Source organism: Luteibacter aegosomatis, assembly GCF_023078455.1.
Classification (GTDB): domain Bacteria; phylum Pseudomonadota; class Gammaproteobacteria; order Xanthomonadales; family Rhodanobacteraceae; genus Luteibacter; species Luteibacter aegosomatis.
Window position 1 is genome coordinate 1,033,226 of the sequence record NZ_CP095740.1, and the last position, 22,552, is coordinate 1,055,777.

Genomic DNA, 22,552 nt, shown 5'->3' on the forward strand with positions numbered 1-22,552 from the left:
CGGGGGTTCATGGAATCAGCGAAGGCGGGCCAGCTCGCGCAACAGCGGAAGCCGCCGTACGCGCACCGCCGTGGCGCGGAACACGGCATTGGCCAGCGCCGGTGCCGCCGAAGGCACGCCGATGACGCTGGCGCCCGCTGGCGAGGCGGTGGACGGCACGATCACCGTTTCCACCTCGTTGGGCATGGGCTGCGTCGGCGACAGGGCGTAGTCACGCAGGCCCGTCTGCTGCACTTTGCCGTCCTTCACCGTGATGGCGAGGTTGAGGGCGGTGGACAGCGCATCCATGGTGGCGCCCTGCAACTGCGCCTCCAGGCCCAGCGGGTTGATCACCCGGCCCACGTCGGCGGCGCAGACCACGCGCACGATATCGATGCCGTCCTGCCTGGGAGCCACCTCGATCGCGTGGGCGACGTACGCGCCGAAGACGTAGGCGCAGGCGATGCCCAGGCCGTTCTCGCTGCGCAGCCAGCGGCTCCAGTCGAGCTTGTCGGCGGCCAGCTTCAGCACGTTGGCCATGCGCGCGGTGTCGATGGGGCCGCCACGGGCGCCATAGGGCAACTGGCGCGGTTCGCCGAGCAGGCTCAGGCGGAAATCCAGCGGGTTGAGCTTCAGGGCATGGGCGATCTCGTCGACGAAACTCTCGCTGGCGAACGTGGGCGTGACGTGCGGCGAGCCGCGCCAGTCGCCGCGGGCCAGCTGCGAGGAGAGCGGATACCAGTCGCTGCGGTAGTTCGGCACGAGGCCGGCGGGCAGGGCGTCGGGCACCACCTCGGACTGCCACAGGCGGTTGTCCGGCGTGTTGCGCCCGACCAGCGCCGACGGGCTGGCCATGCGCTGGTGCCAGCCGACGATGTTTTTCTTGCGGTCGATGGACGCGTTGAGGCGGTGTACCGCCATCGGCCGGTAGTAGTCGTGGGCGAGGTCGTCGGCGCGCGTCCACAGCAGCTTGAGCGGGCGGTTGCGGATCTCGTCGGGTTTCTTCGCCAGCGCCACCGCCAGGGCCTCGGCGACGTAGTCCGACTGCAGGCGGCGACCGAAGCCGCCGCCGCCGCGCGGCACGCGGATGTCGATCTGCTCCGGCTTGAAGCCGGTCATCCGCTGCACCACGGTGTAGACGTCGCGTGGCGACTGCGTGGCGGCGATCACGGTGATGCTGGTGTCGGGATCGAGGCGGACGATGCAACTGGGCGTTTCGGCCGTGGCATGGGCCACCCACGGCTGGAAATACGTGGCCTCGAGCGAGCGCGCGGCCTTCTTGCGCGCGGCGGCGACGTCGCCGTCGTTGCGCACGATGGACGGCGCGGCCTCGTCGTTGCCGAACAGGTCGAGCGCCTGCTGTTCCAGCGTGCCCACGGGGGGCTCGGTGTTGGGGCCGGGTTTCCAGGTGGCCTTCAGCGCCGCGCGGCCGGACAGCGCGGCCCAGGTGTCGTCGGCGAGCACCGCCAGGGCGGGCGACTGCACGGCCGTCCCTGCGGCCTGGCCCGACTCGGGCGTGATGTCGATGACGGCGCGCACGCCCTTGACCTCGGACGCCGCCTTGCGATCGGCCTGGTCGAGCGTGCCGCCCGGATACGGGCAGCGCGCCAGCACCACCACGAGCGGCTCGCCGATGGTGTCGTCGAAGGCATAGGCCAGCGTGCCCGTGACCACGGCGCGCGCATCGACGTCGCCAGCGGGCTGGCCCACGAGGCGATAGCGTTCCGGCTGCTTCAGCGGCGGCGCCGACGACGGCGCGTCGATGCCGGCGGCGGTGGTGGCGAGATCCGCGTAGGACACCTTGCGGCCGTCGGTGGCGATGGCCATGCCCGCTTCCCCGCGGATCTGGTCGGCCGGCACGCCGAGGCGCCGGGCGGCGGCTTGCAGCAGCAACCAGCGGGCGAGCGCGCCGGCCTGGCGCAGGTCCGCCCATGCGGCGGGGATGCTGGTGGCGTCGCCGCTGCGCTGGCGGCCGTAAGTGAACTTCGGCTCGCCGTTGCCGGCCTCGAGGCCGAGCCCGAGCGGCTCGACGACCACCTGGTTCCAGTCGGCGTCCATTTCCTCGGCGATGATGCGCGCCAGCGAGGTGGCGGTGCCTTCGCCGTTGTCGGGGTCGCGCACGCCGATGAACACGCGGCCGTCGGCGGCGACGCGCAGGTAGGGGCCCAGTGGTTTCCAGCTGTCGCCGAGCAAGGCCAGCGGCACGGGACGGTCGGCCGCTTCGGCGGTGCCGATGCCGATCACCAGGGCACCGGCGGCACCGGCGGCGTATTTCAGGAAACGGCGGCGCGACAGTCGAACCTCGCCGCTCATGCCTTGGCATCCTTCATCGCGACGGCCGCGCGCTTGATCGCCTTGCGGATGCGACCATAGCTGCCGCAGCGGCAGAGGTTGCCGATCTTGTCGATATCGGCGTCGGACGGATTCTTCTGGTGCGAGAGCAGGTCGACGGCGGCCATGATCTGGCCGGGCTGGCAAAAGCCGCACATGACGGCGTCTTCGTCGATCCAGGCCTGCTGCACGGGATGCAGCGCGCCGTCCTTGCCGGCGAGGCCCTCGACGGTGGTCACGCGCTTGCCCGACATCTTCTCCATCTTCGTCTGGCACGAGGCCACGGCCTTGCCGTCGACGATCACCGTGCAGAAGCCGCAATCACCCTGGTCGCAGCCGTATTTGGCTCCGGTGAGGCGCAACGTGTCGCGCAGGTACCACAGCAACGGCATGGCGGGGTCGCCGGTGTGCCGGTAGCGTTTCTCGTTGACGATGAGGTCGATGCCTTCACGTACGGGCCTGGGCGCCGGCTGGGTGGCATCCTGGGCGGCGGGAACGGGTACGGGCGACGTCGGGCCTTGCTGTGCCATCTGCTTTCCTCAAGCTGAACCCGGGCATTGTGGCATCGGTGCCCGTGTTCAGCGAGCGACTTTACTGAACAGGCGCCGCCACACGGCGTACACGGGGAGCCCGGCGACGACGACCGCGCCGACCACGGCCGCGCTCAGCGGCTTGGACCACGCGTAGGCCACGACCACGGCCACGACGGTGGCAAGGAAGACCAGCGGCAGCAAGGGGTAGGCCGGGGTGACGAAGCTCGGCCGCTCGGCGGTACGCCGCCGATACCAGAACAGGGTGGCGATGGTGACGGCGTATGCGCTCCAGTCGCCGAACGTGGCGAAGTCCAGCAATTGGCCGTAATTGGCGGCCAGCACCAGCACGACGGCCCAGGCCGACAGCGATGCCAGTGCCACGTTGGGTGTGCGGTGCCGCGGATGCAGGCGCGCCACGCTGGCGAAGAACAGGCCGTCCTCGCCCATCACCTGAAGCACGCGCGCACCGGCCACGAGGGTGATGTTGCAGAAGCCGAGCGTCGAGATGGCGATGCCGATCGCGATGATCTTCGCGCCGGTCGCGCCGAAGACGCGGCTCATGACGTCGGCGGCCGGGGCCTGGCTCGCGGCGAGGCCGTCGTGGCCGAGCACGGCGAGGTAGGCGTAGTTGGTGAGCACGTAGGCCGCGATCACGACCAGCATGCCCAGCACGAGCGCGCGGGGAAGCGTGCGTTGCGGATCGCGCACTTCGCCGGCGAGGTTGTTGAGGTAGCTGAAGCCCGAGAACGCGAACAGCACCGGCAGCAGGGCGCCGGCGAGGTTGCCCGTCGGCGGGGTCGGCGAGGCGGCCAGGGCCTGCGTGGTGCCCGCGCCGGCGAAGGCCAGGCCCGTGACCACCAGTACGGCGATGGCGGCGAGCTTGAGGATGGCGAACACGTTCTGCACCTGCGCGCCGAGGCGGATGCCGAACAGGTTGATGCCGGTGACGAACACCAGGGCGCCGACGGCCAGCGGCTTGACCAGCCCGGGCGACAGCCCGAACACCGAGGTGGCGTAGCTGCCGAAGATCGTCGCCACGGCGGCGCTGCTGCCGCTGTAGATCACCAGCAGCATGGTCCAGCCGAAGAGGAAGCCGGCGAGCCGTCCGAACGCCTCGCGCAGGTACACGTAGCTGCCGCCCGCCTCGGGCCGTCGCGCGCCCAGTTCGGCATAGCACAGGCAACCCACCAGCGTGAGCAGGCCGGCGCCCACCCAGAGCCCGAGCAGCACCAGGCCCGATTCGGTGCGCTGCGCGGCGATGCCGGGATTGAGGAAGATGCCGCCGCCGATGATGCCGCCCACGACGATGAGCGCGGCATCCATGAGGGTGAGGCGGCGGGCGTAGCCGGGGTTGTCCATCGGAGCGTCTTTTGGGATCGAAGGTGGCGAGGATGGCTTGGGATGCCGCGTTTGTAAAAGGTCCATCGCGGACAGGGTCCGCTCCCACCCTTCGGTGGCGGACCTTCCTGCCGGAGGGTGGGAGCGGACCCTGTCCGCGATCCCCGCGAAGCGCGGCGCCCCGGGTTTGCGTTTTTATCGTTGCAGCGCAACACTTTCGGGAATTTTTCCCCACCACCCAGAAAGAGTCCCGTGAGCGAGAACGCAAACGCGCCGTTGCCCGTCAACGCGCCCTGGATCGTCATGAAGTTCGGCGGCACCTCCGTGGCCACCGCCGCACGCTGGCGCAACATCCTTGAGCTGGCCGCCAGCCGCCGCGCCGAAGGCGCCCGCGTGCTGATCGTGGTCTCGGCCCTGTCGGGTATTACCGATGGGCTGAAACAGCTTTGCACCCACGCCGACTCCAAACGCCGCTCGGACGCGGCCTCCGCACTGGCCGATCGCCACCATGCCCTGCTCGCCGAGATGTCGCTGGCGATGCCGGAAACGCTCGGCGCGCGCCTGGCCGACCTGGCCCGGCTGGCCGCCGACGGTGCCGCCGAACTGGGCGAGCTGGCCTGGCAGGCCGCGGTGCAGGCGCACGGCGAGCTGATGTCGAGCGCGCTCGGCGCCGCGTTCCTCAGCGCCGGCGGTTTGCCCACCACCTGGGTGGACGCGCGCGAGTGCCTGCATTCGGTGGCGCTGCCCAACCAGAACGAGCGCACGCGCCTGCTCTCGGCGATGGTCGAGCCGCACCACGACGCCGCGCTGTCGGCGGCGCTCGCGCAGCGGGGCGAGGTCTTCATCACCCAGGGCTTCATCGCCCGCGACGATGCCGGGCGCACGGTGCTGCTCGGCCGTGGCGGTTCGGATACCTCCGCCGCGTACTTCGGCGCGCTGCTCGGCGCCGCGCGCGTGGAGATCTGGACCGACGTGGCCGGCATGTTCAGCGCCAATCCGCGGCAAGTGGCCGGGGCGCGCCTGCTCCAGCGCCTGGATTACGAAGAAGCCCAGGAAATCGCCTCCACGGGCGCCAAGGTGCTGCATCCGCGCTGCCTCTCGCCGTTGCGCGAGCCGCGCGTGCCCCTGCTGGTGAAGGACACCAACCGTCCCGAACTCGAAGGCACCGTGATCGGACCCGAGGTGCGCGAGCATGCGCCGAGCATCAAGGCGATCAGCGCGCGCAAGGGCATCACCCTGGTGTCGATGGAGTCGGTGGGCATGTGGCAGCAGGTCGGTTTCCTCGCCGACGTGTTCGACGCCTTCAAGCGCCACGGCCTGTCGGTCGACCTGATCGGTTCGGCCGAGACCAACGTCACCGTGTCGCTCGATCCCACCGAGAACCTGCTCGATTCCGACGCCATCGCCGCGCTCGCCGCCGACCTGGCGCGCGTGTGCCGGGTGAAGGTGATCGCGCCGTGCGCGGCCATCACGCTGGTGGGGCGCGGCATGCGTTCGATGCTGCACAAGCTCTCCGGCGTGCTCGCCGAATTCGGCCAGCTGCGCGTGCACCTGATCTCGCAGTCGTCCAACAACCTCAACATCACCTTCGTGGTGGACGAAGACGTGGTGGACGACATGCTGCCCCGCCTGCACGAGTTGCTCATCGGTGCCGGTGCGCTGCGCACCGACGACAGCATGGTGTTCGGTCCGAGCTGGCAATCGCTCTACGGCACGGGCGAACACGCGTTGCCCGCGGCGGCGTGGTGGCAGGCGGAACGTCCGCGCCTGCTCGAGCTCGCGCGGCAGCGTACGCCGCGCTACGTCTACCACCTGCCCACCGTGCGCGCGCAGGCGCGCCGGGTGAAGTCGCTCAAGGCGATCGACCGCGCGCATTACGCGGTGAAGGCCAATACCCATCCCGGCATCCTGAAGGTGCTGGCCGAGGAAGGCTTCGCGTTCGAGTGCGTGTCGCCCGGTGAACTGGCCGCGGTATCGGCGGTGGTGCCGGAGAGCACGCCGCTGCTGTTCACGCCGAACTTCGCCTCGCGTCGTGATTTCGCCGCGGCGCTGGAAACGCGCGCCACCATCACCATCGACGCGCTGCATCCCATCGAACACTGGGGCGACATGTTCGCCGGCCGCGACATCGTGTTGCGCGTGGACCTCGGCCGCGGCCTAGGCCACCACGACAAGGTGAAGACCGGCGGCGTCGGCAGCAAGTTCGGCGTGCCCATCGAGCACATCGACCGTTTCCTGCGCCGGGCCGACGAGGCCGGCGCGCGCGTGATCGGCCTGCATGCGCACCTGGGCTCGGGCATCCTCGACGCGGCGCACTGGGGCGAGGTGTATTCGCAGCTCGCCGCGCTCGCCGAGCGCATCGGCACCATTACCGTGCTGAACATCGGTGGCGGGCTGGGCGTGCCGTCGCATCCGGGCGAGGCGCCGCTCGACATGGTGGCCCTCGATCGCGTGCTGACCTCCGTACGCCAGGCCTATCCGCAGTTCCAGGTATGGATGGAGCCCGGCCGCTTCCTCGTGGCCGACGCCGGCGTGCTGCTGGCGAAGGTTACCCAGGAGAAGGAGAAGGGCGCCAACGTGCGTTACCTCGGGCTGGATACGGGCATGAACAGCCTGATCCGCCCCGCGCTGTACGATGCCTGGCACGAAATCGCCAATCTTTCGCGCTTCGGCGAACCCGCCACCACGATGTACCAGGTGGTGGGCCCGATCTGCGAATCCGGCGATATCCTCGGTTCGGACCGCCGTCTGCCCGAATCGCGCGAGGACGACGTCATCCTGGTCGCGCAGGGTGGTGCCTATGGCGCCGTCATGGCGTCCCGCTACAACCTGCGTGACGAGGCCGACGAGGTGCTGCTCCCGTGACATCCGTGTTCATCGATCCCCGCGGCAGCCAGCGCTTCCGCTTCGTTCGCCACACCTACGCGGAGGGCGTGGCCGAACTGGCCTACGCCTTCGACGACGGTGCCGAACTCGTCGAGCGGGTGACCTTTCCCGGTGCCCCGACGGTGCCTGCCGGGCGTGAGGCCGCGTTCGCCGCGGCCCTGCGCCTGCTGCACCTCGTCGCCGGCGTGAGTTACTACAAGGCGGGCATTCCCGACACGATCGTCGTCGAGGGCGAACCCCTCGACGAGGACAGCGCATCGCTTGCCGATGCGCTCTACCTGCATGGCCTGGCCGAGTTCGCCTATCGCAACAAGCTCGACCTGCGCGGGCGCATCCGTTTCCCGTTCGAGGGAAAAGCCAGCGCGCCGGCGCCCGCGGTGGGCCTGCCGAAGCGTTCGCTGCTGCCCATCGGGGGCGGCAAGGATTCGGTGGTGGCGGTGGAAGCGGTCAAGTCCATCGGTGCCGACGCCACGGCCGTGTGGGTGGGCAATTCGCCGCTGATCGCCGGTTGCGCGGCGCGCACGGGCCTGCCCACGCTCAACATCTCGCGCGAGCTCGCGCCGGGCCTGTTCGAACTCAATCGGCTGGGCGCGTGGAACGGCCACATCCCGGTCACCGCGATCAATTCGGCGATCCTCACGCTGGCCGCCATCCTTTACGGCTACGACTCCATCGTGTTCGCCAACGAGCGTTCCGCGTCGGTGGCCACGCTGGAATACGACGGCCAGGAAGTGAACCACCAGTGGAGCAAGGGCTTCGGTTTCGAGAAGACCTTCCACGACTACCTGCATTCGCACGTCGCCGCCGACCTCGACTACTGCTCGCTGCTGCGGCCATGGTCGGAGCTGGCGGTGACCAGCGCCTTCGCGCGGCTGGGCGGCAACTACTTCGACGTGTTCTCCAGCTGCAACCGCAATTTCAAGATCCTCGGCCCCAAGCCGGCCGATCGCTGGTGCGGGCAGTGCCCGAAGTGCCATTTCGTGTTCCTGGCGCTGGCGCCGTTCATGGCCAAGCCTCGCCTGCTGTCGATCTTCGGCCGCAACCTGCTCGACGACGATTCGCTCGCCGGCGCGTTCGACGCGTTGCTCGAGTACAAGGACCACAAGCCCTTCGAATGCGTGGGCGAAGGCGCGGAGGCGCGCGCGGCCATGGCGGCACTGGCGGAACGGCCCGAATGGCGCGAAGACGCCCTGGTCGCGCGTTTCCGCAGCGAGATCCTGCCGCAATTGGATCGTTCCGACCTCGCGCTCGAGCCCTGGCTGAAGCCGGGGGCCTCGCACCTGGTGCCCGAACGCCTGCGCGGAGCGCTGGATGCGCTGGGCTGACCTCGCGGGGCGGCGCGTCGCCGTCTGGGGGTTCGGTCGCGAGGGCCGTGCCGCGCTGAACGCGCTGGCGCGGCATCTTCCCGGGCAGCCGGTCGACCTGCATTGCGCCCCCGACGAGGCGGACGTGGCGCGCGCGGCGTTTCCTTCGGTACGCGTGCATGTCGATGCGCCCGATGAAGCGACGTTGTCCGGCTACGACGTCGTGATCAAGTCGCCCGGTATTTCGGCCTACAAGCCGGAGTTGCTGGGCGCGCAATCGCGCGGCACGCGTTTCACCTCGGGCACGGCGTTGTGGTTCGCGTCGCATGCCGACGCGCGCACCGTCGCCGTCACCGGCACCAAGGGCAAGAGCACCACGTCCGCGCTGCTGGCGCACCTGGCGCGTTCGCTCGGCGTGCGCACCGCCCTGGCGGGCAATATCGGCCTGCCGATGCTCGAACTCGACGGTGAAACGGCGGACCTGTGGGTGATCGAGCTGTCGAGCTTCCAGACCGCGGAGGCGTCGGGCGTCGATCTCGGCGTCGTCACCAGTCTCTACGAAGAACACCTCGACTGGCATGGATCGCGCGAGCGCTACGTCGACGACAAGCTCAAGCTGTTGGCGGCGTCCGCACGCGTGCTCATCAACGCGGCGCAGCCGGTATTGCGGGAGCGGGCCGCCGGCCATCCCGGCCTGAACACCTTCGGCGATACCGCGGGATGGCATGTGGCCGACGGCTGGATCCGCCGTGGTAACGACAACGTGGTGCACGCCTCGGCGGTGTCCGCGCCGGGCCTGCACAACGCGGTCAACGCCTGCGCGGCGCTGGCCGCGCTGGAACTCATGGGATTCGACGCGCGCCGCGCCGCGCCTGCCGTCGCCACCTTCGTGCCGCTGCCGCATCGCCTGCAACCGCTGGGCGAACGCGACGGCCTGCACTGGATCAACGACTCGATCAGCACCACGCCGCTGGCGAGCCTCGCCGCGCTGGAAAGCGTGGGTGGCCGGCGCGTGGCGTTGATCGTCGGCGGACACGATCGCGGGCTGGACTGGACGCCGTTCGTCGACGCCATGCGCGCGCATGCGCCGGTGGCGATCGTGTGCCAGGGGAAGAGCGGGCCGCGCATCGCCGATGCGCTGGAAGCCGCGGGTGTCGCGAACGTCCGTCGCGCGCTGGATCTGGCGGCCGCCGTCGGCGCGGCACGTCATGCGCTGGACGGCGAGGGCGTGGTGCTGCTCTCGCCCGGGGCGCCGAGTTTCGACCAGTTCAAGGATTACGCGGAGCGCGGGAAGCGGTTTGCGGAGCTGGCGGGGTTCGAGGCCGGGGCCGCTTCGATTCAGGGTCTCGGTATCGCCTGATCCGTATCGCCTATCCCATCGCGGACAGGGGCCGCTCCCACCCTTCGGTAGCGACCTTCCTACCGGAGGGTGGGAGCGGACCCTGTCCGCGATGGAGAGGCTGACGGAGTCAGTCGTTCGCCGCGGCCAGCAAGGTGCCGACGACGGCCGCCAAGGCGGCATAAAGCTCAGGCGGCACGTCGTCGCGCAGACGCACCGCAGCGAGCAAGGTGGCGATCTGCGGATCCAGGTGCGGCGCCAGGCCGAGCGCGCGCGCCCGCTCGAGCATCGACGCCACGCCCGCGGCGTCGATGCGCTGCGTGGCCCCGTTGCCGGTCGGCGAAGCCAGGCGCAACGTGACGCTGCGACGTGGCGAAGGAAGCGATTGCGTCATGCGCGCGCCTCGAGCAACACGGCGCTATAGGCGCCGGAGGAAACCGGCATGCCGTGGGTGCACGAGAACTGGTCGAGCTGCAGCCCGCTCTTTTCGAGCTGGCGGCGCAACGACACGAACGAGGTTTCCAGGCGCGACACCGTCTCCATGTGCTGCGCCCAAAGACGTACCGACACGCGAGGCACGCGGAGATGGATCTCGCCCTGCACGGCACCGAGCGTCGGCGGGTCGATGGCGAAACCCACCGTCCAGCCGCCTTCGGATTCGCCGGCCGCGGGCTTGCCTTCCTCGATGCGCAACTGGAGCACGTCGTAGCCGCCGCGAACGCCGGCCAGCGGAATCTCCACCATCCACAGGCCGGGTTGCGGCTGGGACTCGAGCTGGCCGATCTCCACGCGGGCGACCGCCGCGCGCACGTCCGTGCGCAACTGGTTCACCAGCGATTCGACGTCCTCGTCGGCGAGCGGCAGCTCGACGGCACGCGGCTGCGCCACGAGCGCGCGCTGCGCCAGGGGCGGCGGCGTATCGGTGGCCGGCCGGTCCGGCACGCCACCGGGGCGGGACGGCGGCACGTCGGCGAGGGCGCGGCGAAGGAAGAGCAGGGCGGCCTTGAAATCGTCCGCGGCGGGCGTGGGTTCGTCCGCCTGGGCGAGGTTCGCCTCCAGGAAGCTGCCGCTCTTGGCGATGGCTTCCTTCATGCCCATGGGCGACGCGACGTCGTCGGGTTTGTTGATCGTGGCTTCCAGCGTGGCCAGTGCCGCGCGCAACGGCGCGGGCAGGGCGCGGGCCATGGGCCGGCGGGCCAGTGCGGCCAGGGTGCCGAGCAGGGAGGCGTAGCCGTTCTGCTGGGGCAGCCGCTCGCGCAGGCCCTGCATGGCCACCTGCTCGTCGACGGGTCCGGCCAGCACCTCGAGCTGGGGCTGCGTACCCTGGGTGAGCACGCGTACCTGGAACTGCTGCGGCAGCTGGGACCCCGTCGCGTCGGCCTCGACGGCGAGGCCGCCGATGTCCAGCAGCAGCTTGCCGACCTCGGTCTGCCCCATCACCCGTGCCGACAGCAGCGTGCCCACGCGCCACGCGTCGACGGCGGCCGTGGTGCCCGCGGCCGCGCCGGCCCATAGCTGGGCAGCGAAACTGGTCGGCAGGATGTTCAAGGGACAGGTCCTCCAAGGGCCTGGGCGAAACCCACATGGTTTCGCGCCTGTGGCATAGAGGATCGGCTGGGACCGCAGGAACTTTAGGTGGGTGAGTCGGCCCTTCGGGCCTGTGAGCCGCGGCCACGGGCCGCTGTGAACCGCGCGCTGCCGCTCGTCGATTCACCGTTCGCGGTTCACGGGCTGCGCGGCGGCCGACTCACTCGCCCCACAGGCCCGAAGGGCCGACTCACTCCGCTAGAATAGCGCCCATGACCCAGCTTCCCTTCGACCTCCTCGCCACCGATGGCGCGGCCCGGCGCGGCCGTCTCCGCTTCGGCCGCGGCACCGTGGAAACCCCCGCCTTCATGCCCGTGGGCACCTACGGCTCCGTCAAGGCCATGACCCCGCGCGACGTGCTCGACATCGGCGCGGAGATCATCCTCGGCAACACCTTCCACCTTTTCCTGCGGCCGGGGCTGGAGATCGTGGGCGAGTTCGGCGGCCTGCACAAATTCATCGGCTGGAACAAACCCATCCTCACCGACTCGGGCGGTTTCCAGGTGTTCTCGCTGGCGCACAAGCGCAAGATCACCGAGGAAGGCGTCACGTTCGCCTCGCCCGTGGACGGCTCGAAGGTGTTCCTCTCGCCCGAGGAATCGATGCGGATCCAGAAAGTGCTCGATTCGGACATCGCGATGATCTTCGACGAGTGCACGCCGTACCCGGCCACGGAAAAGGTCGCCTCCGAGTCCATGGAACTCAGCCTGCGCTGGGCCGAACGCTCGCGCCAGGCGTTCGACGACCTGAAAAACCCCAACGCGTTGTTCGGCATCGTCCAGGGCAGCACGTTCGAGGCGCTTCGCCACCGTTCGGCCGAGCGCCTGGTGGAAATCGGCTTCGACGGCTACGCGGTGGGAGGCCTGGCGGTCGGTGAGCCGGAGGCCGAGCGCAACCATACCCTCGACGTCACCCTGCCCATGCTGCCGGCCGACCGGCCCCGCTATCTCATGGGGGTGGGCCGTCCCGAGGACATCGTCGAGGCGGTGCGCCGCGGTATCGATATGTTCGACTGCGTGATGCCCACGCGCAACGCGCGCAACGGTTTCCTGTTCACCGACAAGGGCACGTTGCGCATACGTAACGCGAAGTTCGCCACCGATACGCGCGTGATCGAAGAAGGTTGCGACTGCTACGCCTGTGCCAACGGGTTCTCCCGCGCCTATCTGCGCCACCTCGACCGCTGCAACGAGATCCTGGGCAGCCAGCTCGCCACGATGCACAACCTGCGCCACTACCAGCGCCTGATGGCCGGGCTGCGCGGGGCCATCGAAACGGGCACGCTGGACGACTTCGTCGCAGGCTTCTACGAAGCGCGCGCCAGGGGCACCGTCGACGGCTGACGGGCCTTGCGGGCGTTCGCGATCGCCCCCAAAGCCCTGGTGGGACGCGGTTCATAACCGCCGGGGTGCGTGGCATAATCCACGATCTTTTTCCGTGAACGGCCTTTTTTTCTTGGTCGTTCCATGACTTGCGAGAAATCTGATGAGCCTCACGACGATTGCCACCCTTGCGCTGCAAGCCGCCCCCGCCGCCGGTGGCGCCCAGGGCGGTGCCCTCGGCCTGTCGCCCCTGATCATGATGGCGGTGCTGTTCGGCATCTTCTATTTCATGATGATCCGTCCGCAGATGAAGCGTCAGAAGGAGCACCGCGCGCTGCTCTCGGCGCTGGCCAAGGGCGACGAGGTGGTGATGAGCGGTGGCCTAGCCGGCCGCATCGAAGACGTGGGCGAGTCGTTCGTGCGCGTCGAGATCGCCCCGGGCACCGTCGTGCAGGTGCAGAAGGGCGCGATCACCCAGGTGCTGCCCAAGGGCAGCCTGAAGAAGTCGTAAGCACCTCCTACAACCGCGTCTGCCGCGGCCGTCGCACGGCCGCTCCCACGGAATGCCATACACATGAGTGATTTTCCACGCTGGAAATACGCGCTTGTCGTGATCGTGCTGCTGTTCGGCATCGTCTACGCCCTGCCGAACGTCTTCCCGCCGCAGCCCGCGGTGCAGATATCGGGCAATCGCGGCACCACGATCGACGCCGCGCTGAAGGGCAAGGTCGAAGGCCTGCTCGCCACGGCCAAGGTGCCCGCCTCGTCGATCCAGATCGACGACAAGGCCGGCCGCCTGCTGGCCCGCTTCGGCAACGCCGACGCACAGTCCAAGGCGTCCGACGCGCTGCGCGTCGGCCTGGGCGACAACTACACGGTGGCGCTGAACCAGGCCTCGACCGTGCCGGCCTGGCTGCAGTCGCTCGGCGCCAACTCGATGCCGCTCGGCCTCGACCTGCAGGGCGGCGTGCACTTCCTGATGGAAGTCGACCAGAACGCCGTCATCGACACGCAGGAAAACCGCTACACCGACGACATCCGTTCGATGTTGCGCGAGAAGAAGGTCAACTACGATTCGGTCAACCGCAACGCACGCGGCCAGGGCGTCAACGTGGTGCTGCGCACCGACGCCGACCGCCAGCAGGCGGCGTCGCTCATCGGCGCGGACTATCCCGAACTGCAGATCGCCGACGGTCCGTCCAGCGGCAATCGTTTCGTGCTCAACGCCACCATCAAGCCGGCGAAGCTGCGCGAAGTCTCGCAGGGCATGATCACGCAGAACCTCACCACCCTCCGTCAGCGCGTGAACGCGCTGGGCGTGTCCGAGCCGCTCATCCAGCAGCAGGGCACCAGCCAGATCGTGGTCGAACTGGCCGGCGTGCAGGACACCGCCGAGGCCAAGAAGATCATCGGTGCCGTGGCGTCGCTGCAGTACCGTGCCGGCCTCTACACGCCGCAGCAGGCGCTGGACGCCGCGCGCACGAAGAACGTGCCGCCGGACGCCAAGCTCTACTTCGGTCGTGACGGTCGCCCGTACCTGCTCAGCAAGTCGGTGATCGCCACCGGCGACGAACTGGTCGACGCGCAGTCCGGCCGCGATCCGCAGAACGGCACGCCGATGGTGAGCGTCACGCTCAACAGCTCCGGCGCGCGCAAGATGCAGGAATTCACCAACAACAACGTCGGCAAGCCGATGGCGGTGCTCTACACCACGCGCACCACCGAAACCAAGATGGTCGACGGCAAGGAAGTGAAGACGCCGAAGATCGTCGAGGAAGTGATCAACTACGCCAACATCAGCAGTCCGTTCGGCAAGAAGTTCCAGACCAACGGCCTGCCGTCCGATGCCGAGGCCTCCGAGCTCGCCCTGCTGCTTCGCGGCGGTTCGTTCGCGGTGCCCATCGACATCGTCGGCGAAAGCGTCATCGGTCCCAGCCTCGGCGCCGACAACATCGACAAGGGTTTCAAGGCGGTGATGCTCGGCCTGGGCCTCGTGCTCGTGGCCGCGGCCATCTACTACAAGCTCTTCGGCCTCGTGGCCGACATCGCGCTGTTCTTCAACCTCGTGCTGCTCGTGGCCGTGATGTCGATGATCCACGTCACGCTGACCATGCCGGGCATCGCGGGTATCGTGCTTACGCTGGGCATGGCTATCGACGCCAACGTGCTCATCTGCGAACGCATCCGTGAAGAACTGCGCAACGGCTCGTCGCCCCTGGCGTCGATCCGCACCGGTTACGACAAGGCCTGGGCCACCATTCTCGACGCCAACGTCACCCACCTGCTCGCGGCGCTCGGGCTCATGACCATGGGCTCGGGCCCGATCAAGGGCTTCGGCGTCACGCTTTTCATCGGTATCCTCACCTCGATGTTCACGTCGGTGACGGTGACCCATGCCATCACGGCGCTGATCCACGGCGGCCGCAAGCTCAAGACCCTGTCGGTCTGACGGGAGGGACGCCATGGAAATCTTCAACCACAACGCCAATTTCAACTTCCTCGGCCTGCGTCGCTTCAGCATCGGCCTCGCCGCGCTGCTGATCGTCGCTTCGGTGGCACTGATCGGGGCCAAGGGCTTCAATTACGGCCAGGACTTCCTCGGCGGCGTGTCCGTCTCGGTGGCCTTCCAGAATCCGGTCGATACCAACGACGTGCGCGACGCCCTGGAAAAGAGCGGCGTCGAAAACCCGCTGGTGCAGGCCGTGGGCGGTAGCCGCGAGGTGGCCGTGCGCCTGCTGCCGAAGGACGACGCGAAGAACGGTGGCGCGGCCACCGGCGACGAGGCCGCCTCGCGCGTGGCCAAGGACGTCGTCAAGGCGATCCAGGCCGTTCGTCCCGATGCGTCCATGAAGAGCTACTCCTTCGTCGGCCCGCAGGTGGGCGAGGAGCTGCGCAGCGACGGCATCGTCGCGGTGATCTTCGTCATCGTCGGCATCATGGGCTACCTGTGGATCCGCTTCGAGAAGCGCTTCGCCATCGCCGCGCTGCTCACCGAAATCCACGACGTGCTCGTCACCCTGGGTATTTTCGCGCTCACCCAGCGCGAGTTCGACCTCACCGTGCTCGCCTCGGTGCTGGCGGTGGTCGGCTACTCGATCAACGACAAGGTGGTGGTGTTCGACCGCGTGCGCGAACTGTTCCGTTCCAGCCGCAACGCCACGCCGGAGGAAGTGCTCAACCGCTCGATCAACAGCACGCTGTCGCGAACCATCATCACCTCGCTGTTCACGGGCATCACGATGGCCGCGCTCTACTTCATCGGCGGCCCGGTGGTGCACAACTTCGCCATCACGATGCTCATCGGCATCCTGGTCGGTACGTTGTCCTCGATCTTCGTCGCCAGCCCGATCCTCCTGTGGCTGGGCGTGTCCAAGCAGGATCTGATGCCTCGGACGAAGGAAGATCCCGAGCTGGCACGGCGTCCGTAAGTCGCGAAAACCCGCCGAGAGGCGGGTTTTTCGTATGAGGCGAGTCGCGCCGATCGGGCGCTGTCGCGGCTCGAGCAAGCGAAGGCCACCTGCGCAGGCCCTCGGGCCAACCCGTACAATCATCCGGTAAAAAGAAACCCGCCGAAGCGGGTTTCTTCTGGTGTCACACCCCGTCCGTGAGGATCAGTAGTCGTCGCCGTCCTCGGTGGCGCCCTCTGCGTCGTTGGCCAAGGTGACCACGACGTAGGCGGAGCCCACGAAAGACGCGCACAGCCAAGCGTAAGCTATCTGGATGGCGGTGCGCGGGATGGCGGCGGCCACACGCGGCGCGAGGGCGAGGCCGACGATGCCCGCAACGGCGAGCACGGTGGCCACGGCCCACGCCAGGCGCCTGGATGGCGACTCGGTGGTGGCGACGTTCATGGTGTGTTCTTTGCCCCTGTTTTCTGCCCTATGTCGCGACACCGTGAATATGGCGTGATGTCGCTTGGTGTACGAAATACCCTACAAGAACCTGCTGGGCAAGTGCCCAAATGCTGAACGAATTCCTTGACGTAATAAGGGCTTCCGTGCAAAGCACTTTCCAAGTTCAAGACCTGGCTCGTTTTTTTCTTTCGAAGGGCGCTTTTGATGGCTGAAAGATCTTTCCCCGGTTTCACACTCCGCAGCGGCGCGACACGTGAAGGCTCCCGCTACACGGCCCTGGTGGCTTCGCATCCGGACGACGGCAGCTTCCCGAGCTACTTCGCCGTGTACGAGAACCGAAGCTTCCGCAGCGAGGAAGATGCGGCGGCGGCAGCCGAAAAGGCCCTTGGGCTGGTGGTGGGCGTCGAAGAAGACGGTACCCCCGCGTTTGCCGAGGGTGAGACGGGTTTCGACGACGACCGCGCCGCCGACGAATGACGGCGAAGTGGTGGCGAAGGCGCCCGGCTGCCGACATGGCGACGGGGTGGAACCGCCGCCGCATACGGGAAACACCGATGTGAATCCGGCGAAGGAGGCGCCTCTGGCCCGCCCTTGGGCCAAGCCGCGCGTCGCGTGAAAAATGTCGCTTGACAGCTACCCATGTCGCGGCGCGTCATACGCCCTCGGGGGCGATGACGACAGTGGGCGGCCGATGAGCGAAAGGGAAGGGCGGTACCGGCAATTCGTCGAAGCCTCGACCGATTGCATGAAGGAACTCGACCGCGACGGCGTGATCCGCTTCGTCGCCGGCATGGGTTGCCTCGCGCTGGCGCCCGAGGGTGGCGATCGCCTGATCGGCATGCCCTGGCTCGCCCTGTGGCCCGACGAGGCGAGGGACATGGTGTCCCGCGTGCTCCAAAGGGCGGCTGCCGGGGAACGGGTGGATTTCGTCAGCCCGCGACGGACGAGCCTGGGCGCCACCCGTTGGTGGGAGGTGACGGTCGCGCCCGTGGTCGCCGCGGACGCCCTGGATCATTTCATCGTCATCAGTCGCGACGTGACCGAGCGGGTCGAACTGCAGGTCGCGCTCGAGTCGATCAACGAATTGCTGCAGGAGCGCCTGAACGAATCGGTGGCGCGTTCCGCGAACGCGTCCACGCGCTACGGCACCCTGCTCGAAAGGCTCGAAGACGAACACGGCGCGCGCCGCGAGGCGGAACGCCGCGTCGACGGACTGGCCGGCCAGCTGGACATGGCCAACCGGGCCCTCGCGCTGGCCGAGGCCGCCACGCACCAGGCGCAGAAACAACATGCCATCGGCCAACTGGTCAGCGGTATCGCGCACGACTTCAACAACATGCTGCAGACGGTGATCGTCAGCCTGTCGGGACTCCAGGACGCGGCTGACGAACTCACTCCCCACCAGCGCCGCATGCTCAACTACGCCGTCGAAGGGACGCGCCATGCGACCGCGCTCACCCGCCGGCTGCTGGCGTTCGCCCGGAGCCAGCCCGAGCGGGCCGAGCCCATGGACCTGGGCGAGGTGGTGGCGAACTTCGTGGACTTTGCCCGGCACGCCATGAGCGGGCGCGTGGGCATCGAAGTGTTCCGCCAGCCCGGCGACCTGCCGGTCTGGGTCGATCGCCACCACCTGGAACAGGCCCTGATGAACGTCTGCCTCAATGCGCGCGACGCGATGGAGGGCCATGGCGAGATCGTGATCGAGGTGGGCGAGCGCCCCATGGGCGGAATGCGGGAAAGCGTGCGCAACGACCAGGCCGCCGCACAGGTGTTCGTGACCGTTGCCGACCATGGCGGCGGCATGGCCGAGGAAGTGCGCGACCGCCTTTTCGAGCCGTACTTCACCACGAAGGAAGGTGGCTCGGGCCTGGGCCTCGCGCAGGTGTACGGCATGGTGGCGCAGGCGGGCGGCGGGGTGGAAATCGAGAGCGAATCCGGCATCGGTACGAAGGTGCGCCTGGTGTTCCCCCGGTATGCCGGTCCGCTCGACTAGTTTTGCCAAATAACGCGATGGATTTCCTCAACTTGGCGGGCAACCGGCCGATAAGGAAGTCGACTGGAAGGAAGTTACGTCATGTTGGTCATTATCGGTTCGATCGTCGTCCTGGTCTCGGTGCTGGGCGGTTACGTGCTTTCGCACGGCACCATCGGCGCGTTGTGGCAGCCTTATGAACTGCTCATCATCTTCGGCGCGGCGCTGGGTGCGTTCATCAGCGCCAATTCCATGGAGATCGTGAAGCGCTCCCTGACCGATGCCCTGGCCCTGCTCAAGGGGCCCAAGTATCGCAAGCAGGATTACGTCGACCTGCTTTCCCTGCTGTACGACATCTTCACGAAGATGCGCAAGGAAGGTCAGCTCGGCATGGAAGCGCACATCGAGGACCCGGCGAACAGCACGCTGTTCTCGGCCTACCCGCGCCTGGTGGCGGAGCATCACCTCATCGATTTCATCACCGACTGCCTGCGCCTCATCGTGGGCGGCAGCATGGATCCGCACGAGCTCGAGCAGCTGCTCGAGGTAGAGCTGGAAACCCATCACCACGAGGCGGTGGCGCCGGCCCTCGCCGTGCAGAAGATGGCCGATGCGCTCCCGGGCTTCGGCATCGTGGCGGCGGTGCTCGGCATCGTGATCACCATGAAGTCCATCGACGGCGACGCGGCCACCATCGGCGAGCACATCGCCGGCGCGCTGGTGGGCACGTTCCTCGGCATCCTGCTGTCGTACGGCTTCATCGGTCCGCTCTCGGCGGCGATGGAGGCGCGCGTCAATACCGACGGCAAGGCTTTCGAATGCGTGAAGGTGGCGCTCATGGCCAACCTGCGCGGCTACAACCCGATGGTGTCGGTGGAATTCGCACGCAAGAGCCTGCAGTCGGCGGCCCGCCCGAGCTTCCAGGACCTCGAGGCGCACCTGAAGGCCGCGCGGTAACACGCCATGAGCGAACTCAAGCAGGTCATCATCGTCCGGCGGCGAAAAAAAGGCGGCCACGGTCACCATGGCGGCGCCTGGAAGGTCGCGTATGCCGACTTCGTCACCGCGATGATGGCGTTCTTCCTCGTGATGTGGCTCGTCGGCGCGGGCACCAAGCAACAGCGCGCGGCCATCTCGGAATACTTCAAGAACCCGAGCATGTCCCAGGGCCAGTCCACGATGGCGCCGTCGGGCAAGGTGGGCCCGGGAGGCGCGAGCTCCAGCATGATCAAGCTCGGCGGCGCGATGGACCTGCCGAAGGGACCCGGCGACCAGCAGGCCTTCGCCCGGCCGGGCCAGCCCACCGACGCCGACGTCGAGAAACTCTCGAAGGAGAAGGAGCGCCGGCGCCTCGAGCAGCTGATGAAAGATCTTCAGAGCGCGATCGCCAGCAGCCCGTCGATGGCGCCGTACAAGGACCAGCTGCTGCTCGACATCACCTCCGAAGGCCTGCGCATCCAGATCGTCGACAAGCAGAACCGGCCCATGTTCGATACCGGCAGCGGTGCGCTCAAGTCGTACACCGTGCAGATCCTCCATGAGCTGGCCGGCTTCATCAATCAAGTGCCCAACCCCATCAGCATCTCGGGCCACACCGACAACGCGCCTTACGTGCGCGCGGACAGCGCCTACGGCAACTGGGAACTTTCCGCCGATCGCGCCAACGCCGCGCGCCGCACGCTGGTCGATGGCGGCATGGCTCCGGACAAGGTGGCGCGCGTGATCGGCCTGGCCGCCTCGGTGCCGTTCGACAAGCAGAACCCCGCCGCGGCAAGCAATCGCCGCATCAGCATCGTGGTGATGACGCACGAGGCCGCCAAGGCCGCGTTGTCGCCCGAGGTGGCCGGCGAGTCGGATGTGACCCCGCCCGTGCCGACGATGCGCTCGGCCGATCGCGCCCATGTGGAAGGCGTTGGCGCGCCAACGTCCCAGGCGCCGTCGAACCCCGCGATGACCGCCATGATGCCGGCTCCGGCGGCCCGTTGAACCGGGATGCCATCCACGCCACTTGAAACGGTCATCCAGCCCGGTCAGTATCGGACGGGCATGGGGGAGGAAACTCGTAGTGGAAAATCATGGCAAGTTCAGGGTGGTGGCTCGCGCGGTGAAGCAGCTCGACGACGCCGGCCAGCAGGTCTACCGCCCGAGTTATCGCATCCTCGATCACATCGGTGAGGAGATCGACGCAGGCGAGGGCAGCATCGGGTTCGGCGACGTGACCAGTGCGTACAACGAGGCGTTCGCGATGGGGCGCGAAAGGCTGCGTGAGTTGACTACCGACGCGCTTCAGTAACCTGGAATCGCCGATACGATCGGCTCCCACCCCTTCGGTAGCCAAGCATGCGAACGCATGGCGACGGAGGGCGCGCCGTTGAGAAGCACGCGAAGGCATCGCTACCGAAGGGGTGGGAGCCGATCGTATCGGCGATCAGGCGCTCCATTCATGGCGCAATTGTTCCAGCTGAGACGGCGTGCCTATGTTTCGCCAGAACCCATCGAACCGCTCGCCGCTCAATCGCCCTTGCGCGATGGCCCGCCGATACAAAGGCGCCAGCTTGAACGCGCCGGGCGCTTCTCCCGAGACGAGTTCGCGCCGATAGACCCCCACGTTGCCGAACGTCAAACGCTCGCCGTCTTCATGCAGGCGCCCGTCGCGCAGCGCGAAATCGCCTTGCGGATGAAAATCCGGATTCGGTACCATCACCAGGTGCGCAAGGCCTTCGGGTTCACGCGGCAAGGCCGCGTAATCGATATCGCTCACGATGTCCGCGCTCACCACGATGAACGGCTCGGGCCCCAGCAAGGGCAGCGCCTTCAACATGCCGCCGCCGGTCTCTAGCGGTTGCGGGCCCTCGTACGAGTAGCGAAGCCGAACGCCCCAGCGCGAGCCGTCACCGAGCGTTTCGGGAAACTGTTCGGCGAGATGCGAGATATTGATGGCGATGTAACGCACGTCCGCCGCGGCGAGCTTCTCGATGTGATGCACGATGAGCGGTTTGCCGTTCACCTCCAGCAGGGGCTTGGGCGTGGCGTCGGTAAGCGGACGCATGCGCTCGCCGCGCCCCGCCGCGAGGATCAGCGCATGCCTCATGCGGCGGTCGCCACGCGGATGTCGCGGTCGCCGATCTGCGCTTCGATGAAGTCGGCCAACGGCGCGATGTCGGCGTGGCGACGCGCGGTATCGAGTACGTAGCGCAACACGCGCGGCAGGTCGTCGAGGTAGCCGGGCTTGCCGTCGCGATAACACAGCCGGCAGAACAGGCCGAGGATCTTGATGTGCCGTTGAAGGCCGGTGAGGTCGAACCAGCGGCGGAAGCGGTCGGTGTCGACGGTCTCGTCGAGCAGTCGCGCATCGAGCAGGCGCAGGCGATAGGCCTCGACCCAGCCTTCCACGCGTTCGTTGTCCCACACGACATAGGCATCGCGCAGCAGCGAAGCGAGGTCGTAGGTGATCGGCCCCGACATCGCGCCCTGGAAATCGATGATGCCCGGCGATCGTTCGGCGGTGACGAGCAGGTTGCGGCTGTGGTAATCGCGGTGCATGAAGGCGCGCGGCTGTTCGGCGATGGCCTTCATGATGTGCGTGAACGCGATTTCCAGCGCGTCCCAGCCGCCGCAGGTCACGCCGACACCGAGATGCCGGCGCAGGAACCACTCCGGCATGATTTCCATTTCCATGGTCTGCCACGCGCGGTCGAAGGCGGGCAGGCCGCTCGTGTCCACGTGCTTCTGCATGCGCAGGAGGGCGTCGAGCGCGTCGCCGTAGAGGGCGTCGACGGTCGCGTCGTTCAGTTCGGGCAGGTAGGTGCGGGTGCCGAGGTCCTCGATCAGCAGGAAGCCTTGCGCCAGGTCGGCCACCATCACCTTGGGTACGTGAAGACCCGCTTCGGCGAGGCGTTGGCCGATCGCCACCCACGGCTCGGGGTTTTCCTTCGCCGGCGGCGAATCCATGACGATCACCGGTTGCCCTTCGACGTAGCCGCGCCAATAGCTGCGGAAGCTGGCGTCGGCGGACGCCGGTTCGAGGGTGAGCGAGGGGAGGGCGGTGGCCTGGCGGGCCCACGCCAGGCGCGCGGCGGAGCGGTCGTCGGATGCGGTCATGGGCGG

The 22,552-nt window shown here is 67.9% G+C and carries 20 protein-coding genes; 12 read left to right on the forward strand and 8 right to left on the reverse strand.

Features of this window, described 5'->3' with window-relative positions; translation table 11 throughout:
- Nucleotides 1–15 precede the first annotated feature (15 nt).
- Genes L2Y94_RS04595 through L2Y94_RS04605 form a run of 3 tightly spaced genes read right to left on the reverse strand, consistent with a single transcriptional unit; the run spans nt 16 to nt 4,202 of the window.
- Nucleotides 16–2,292: a xanthine dehydrogenase family protein molybdopterin-binding subunit gene (locus tag L2Y94_RS04595; RefSeq protein ID WP_247373393.1), complete on the reverse strand. Its 2,277-nt coding sequence runs from the start codon at nt 2,290–2,292 to the stop codon at nt 16–18.
- Nucleotides 2,289–2,840: a (2Fe-2S)-binding protein gene (locus tag L2Y94_RS04600; RefSeq protein WP_283248519.1), complete on the reverse strand. Its 552-nt coding sequence runs from the start codon at nt 2,838–2,840 to the stop codon at nt 2,289–2,291. The genes L2Y94_RS04595 and L2Y94_RS04600 overlap by 4 nt, the downstream gene beginning before the upstream one ends.
- Nucleotides 2,841–2,888: 48 nt before the next feature.
- On the reverse strand, nt 2,889–4,202 hold the full coding sequence (locus L2Y94_RS04605; RefSeq protein ID WP_247373394.1) for an APC family permease: 1,314 nt from the start codon (nt 4,200–4,202) through the stop codon (nt 2,889–2,891).
- Nucleotides 4,203–4,484: 282 nt separating this feature from the next.
- On the opposite strand from L2Y94_RS04605, the gene L2Y94_RS04610 reads away from it, so the two are divergent.
- The 3 genes from L2Y94_RS04610 to murD are packed head-to-tail and all read left to right on the forward strand — an operon-like array spanning nt 4,485 to nt 9,731.
- A complete protein-coding gene (locus L2Y94_RS04610; protein WP_247375126.1) occupies nt 4,485–7,046 on the forward strand; it encodes a bifunctional aspartate kinase/diaminopimelate decarboxylase in 2,562 nt (853 codons plus the stop codon).
- The gene (gene murL / locus L2Y94_RS04615) at nt 7,043–8,392 is read left to right on the forward strand and encodes a UDP-N-acetyl-alpha-D-muramoyl-L-alanyl-L-glutamate epimerase (protein ID WP_247373396.1); all 1,350 of its coding nucleotides are present in this window, start codon (nt 7,043–7,045) and stop codon (nt 8,390–8,392) included. Before L2Y94_RS04610 ends, murL begins: the two co-directional genes overlap by 4 nt.
- Entirely contained in the window at nt 8,379–9,731 is a 1,353-nt protein-coding gene (gene murD, locus L2Y94_RS04620) for a UDP-N-acetylmuramoyl-L-alanine--D-glutamate ligase (protein ID WP_247373398.1), read from the forward strand. Before murL ends, murD begins: the two co-directional genes overlap by 14 nt.
- Nucleotides 9,732–9,840: 109 nt before the next feature.
- On the opposite strand, the gene L2Y94_RS04625 is transcribed toward murD, so the two are convergent.
- Together L2Y94_RS04625 and fliK are read right to left on the reverse strand one after the other, a co-directional pair.
- Entirely contained in the window at nt 9,841–10,104 is a 264-nt protein-coding gene (locus tag L2Y94_RS04625) for a flagellar biosynthesis protein (RefSeq protein ID WP_247373400.1), read from the reverse strand.
- Nucleotides 10,101–11,258: a flagellar hook-length control protein FliK gene (gene fliK, locus L2Y94_RS04630; RefSeq protein ID WP_247373402.1), complete on the reverse strand. Its 1,158-nt coding sequence runs from the start codon at nt 11,256–11,258 to the stop codon at nt 10,101–10,103. Before fliK ends, L2Y94_RS04625 begins: the two co-directional genes overlap by 4 nt.
- A 251-nt stretch (nt 11,259–11,509) precedes the next feature.
- On the opposite strand from fliK, the gene tgt reads away from it, so the two are divergent.
- From tgt to secF, 4 genes are all read left to right on the forward strand, one after another.
- A complete protein-coding gene (tgt, locus tag L2Y94_RS04635) occupies nt 11,510–12,640 on the forward strand; it encodes a tRNA guanosine(34) transglycosylase Tgt (RefSeq protein ID WP_247373404.1) in 1,131 nt (376 codons plus the stop codon).
- A gap of 142 nt (nt 12,641–12,782) precedes the next feature.
- Nucleotides 12,783–13,130, forward strand: coding sequence for a preprotein translocase subunit YajC (gene yajC, locus L2Y94_RS04640; protein WP_247373406.1), 348 nt, complete (start codon nt 12,783–12,785; stop codon nt 13,128–13,130).
- Between the two features lie 63 nt (nt 13,131–13,193).
- Nucleotides 13,194–15,068 (forward strand): protein translocase subunit SecD, encoded by a 1,875-nt coding sequence (gene secD / locus L2Y94_RS04645; protein WP_247373407.1) that lies wholly within the window; start codon nt 13,194–13,196, stop codon nt 15,066–15,068.
- Between the two features lie 13 nt (nt 15,069–15,081).
- Complete coding sequence (gene secF, locus L2Y94_RS04650) at nt 15,082–16,047, forward strand: protein translocase subunit SecF (protein ID WP_247373409.1); 966 nt, start codon at nt 15,082–15,084, stop codon at nt 16,045–16,047.
- A 183-nt stretch (nt 16,048–16,230) separates the two neighbouring features.
- On the opposite strand, the gene L2Y94_RS04655 is transcribed toward secF, so the two are convergent.
- Entirely contained in the window at nt 16,231–16,470 is a 240-nt protein-coding gene (locus L2Y94_RS04655; RefSeq protein ID WP_247373411.1) for a hypothetical protein, read from the reverse strand.
- Between the two features lie 207 nt (nt 16,471–16,677).
- On the opposite strand from L2Y94_RS04655, the gene L2Y94_RS04660 reads away from it, so the two are divergent.
- The 5 genes from L2Y94_RS04660 (at nt 16,678) to L2Y94_RS04680 (ending at nt 20,738) form a co-directional block, all read left to right on the forward strand.
- Nucleotides 16,678–16,950, forward strand: coding sequence for a hypothetical protein (locus L2Y94_RS04660; protein WP_247373412.1), 273 nt, complete (start codon nt 16,678–16,680; stop codon nt 16,948–16,950).
- A gap of 268 nt (nt 16,951–17,218) precedes the next feature.
- Complete coding sequence (locus L2Y94_RS04665; RefSeq protein ID WP_247373413.1) at nt 17,219–18,466, forward strand: two-component system sensor histidine kinase NtrB; 1,248 nt, start codon at nt 17,219–17,221, stop codon at nt 18,464–18,466.
- An 81-nt stretch (nt 18,467–18,547) separates the two neighbouring features.
- The gene (gene motA, locus L2Y94_RS04670; protein ID WP_205118241.1) at nt 18,548–19,402 is read left to right on the forward strand and encodes a flagellar motor stator protein MotA; all 855 of its coding nucleotides are present in this window, start codon (nt 18,548–18,550) and stop codon (nt 19,400–19,402) included.
- A 6-nt stretch (nt 19,403–19,408) separates the two neighbouring features.
- Nucleotides 19,409–20,431: a flagellar motor protein MotB gene (gene motB, locus L2Y94_RS04675; RefSeq protein ID WP_247373414.1), complete on the forward strand. Its 1,023-nt coding sequence runs from the start codon at nt 19,409–19,411 to the stop codon at nt 20,429–20,431.
- A 79-nt stretch (nt 20,432–20,510) separates the two neighbouring features.
- Nucleotides 20,511–20,738 carry a hypothetical protein gene (locus L2Y94_RS04680; protein WP_247373415.1) on the forward strand — a complete coding sequence of 76 codons (228 nt, stop codon included), beginning with the start codon at nt 20,511–20,513 and terminating at the stop codon, nt 20,736–20,738.
- Between the two features lie 135 nt (nt 20,739–20,873).
- Here the strand turns inward: L2Y94_RS04680 and murU are convergent, their stop codons facing one another.
- Both murU and L2Y94_RS04690 read right to left on the reverse strand, forming a co-directional pair.
- A complete protein-coding gene (gene murU, locus L2Y94_RS04685) occupies nt 20,874–21,536 on the reverse strand; it encodes an N-acetylmuramate alpha-1-phosphate uridylyltransferase MurU (protein ID WP_247373416.1) in 663 nt (220 codons plus the stop codon).
- A complete protein-coding gene (locus tag L2Y94_RS04690) occupies nt 21,533–22,546 on the reverse strand; it encodes an aminoglycoside phosphotransferase family protein (RefSeq protein WP_247373417.1) in 1,014 nt (337 codons plus the stop codon). The genes murU and L2Y94_RS04690 overlap by 4 nt, the downstream gene beginning before the upstream one ends.
- Nucleotides 22,547–22,552 lie beyond the last annotated feature (6 nt).

Excerpts from the sequence above, each read along its gene's own strand:
- L2Y94_RS04595 (WP_247373393.1), bottom strand. The coding sequence starts at position 2,292 with ATGAGCGGCGAGGTTCGACTGTCGCGCCGCCGTTTCCTGAAATACGCC.
- L2Y94_RS04600 (WP_283248519.1), bottom strand. The coding sequence starts at position 2,840 with ATGGCACAGCAAGGCCCGACGTCGCCCGTACCCGTTCCCGCCGCCCAG.
- L2Y94_RS04605 (WP_247373394.1), bottom strand. The coding sequence starts at position 4,202 with ATGGACAACCCCGGCTACGCCCGCCGCCTCACCCTCATGGATGCCGCG.
- L2Y94_RS04610 (WP_247375126.1), top strand. The coding sequence starts at position 4,485 with ATGAAGTTCGGCGGCACCTCCGTGGCCACCGCCGCACGCTGGCGCAAC.
- murD (WP_247373398.1), top strand. The coding sequence starts at position 8,379 with ATGCGCTGGGCTGACCTCGCGGGGCGGCGCGTCGCCGTCTGGGGGTTC.
- L2Y94_RS04625 (WP_247373400.1), bottom strand. The coding sequence starts at position 10,104 with ATGACGCAATCGCTTCCTTCGCCACGTCGCAGCGTCACGTTGCGCCTG.
- tgt (WP_247373404.1), top strand. The coding sequence starts at position 11,510 with ATGACCCAGCTTCCCTTCGACCTCCTCGCCACCGATGGCGCGGCCCGG.
- yajC (WP_247373406.1), top strand. The coding sequence starts at position 12,783 with ATGAGCCTCACGACGATTGCCACCCTTGCGCTGCAAGCCGCCCCCGCC.
- secD (WP_247373407.1), top strand. The coding sequence starts at position 13,194 with ATGAGTGATTTTCCACGCTGGAAATACGCGCTTGTCGTGATCGTGCTG.
- secF (WP_247373409.1), top strand. The coding sequence starts at position 15,082 with ATGGAAATCTTCAACCACAACGCCAATTTCAACTTCCTCGGCCTGCGT.
- L2Y94_RS04655 (WP_247373411.1), bottom strand. The coding sequence starts at position 16,470 with ATGAACGTCGCCACCACCGAGTCGCCATCCAGGCGCCTGGCGTGGGCC.
- L2Y94_RS04660 (WP_247373412.1), top strand. The coding sequence starts at position 16,678 with ATGGCTGAAAGATCTTTCCCCGGTTTCACACTCCGCAGCGGCGCGACA.
- L2Y94_RS04665 (WP_247373413.1), top strand. The coding sequence starts at position 17,219 with ATGAAGGAACTCGACCGCGACGGCGTGATCCGCTTCGTCGCCGGCATG.
- motA (WP_205118241.1), top strand. The coding sequence starts at position 18,548 with ATGTTGGTCATTATCGGTTCGATCGTCGTCCTGGTCTCGGTGCTGGGC.
- motB (WP_247373414.1), top strand. The coding sequence starts at position 19,409 with ATGAGCGAACTCAAGCAGGTCATCATCGTCCGGCGGCGAAAAAAAGGC.
- murU (WP_247373416.1), bottom strand. The coding sequence starts at position 21,536 with ATGAGGCATGCGCTGATCCTCGCGGCGGGGCGCGGCGAGCGCATGCGT.
- L2Y94_RS04690 (WP_247373417.1), bottom strand. The coding sequence starts at position 22,546 with ATGACCGCATCCGACGACCGCTCCGCCGCGCGCCTGGCGTGGGCCCGC.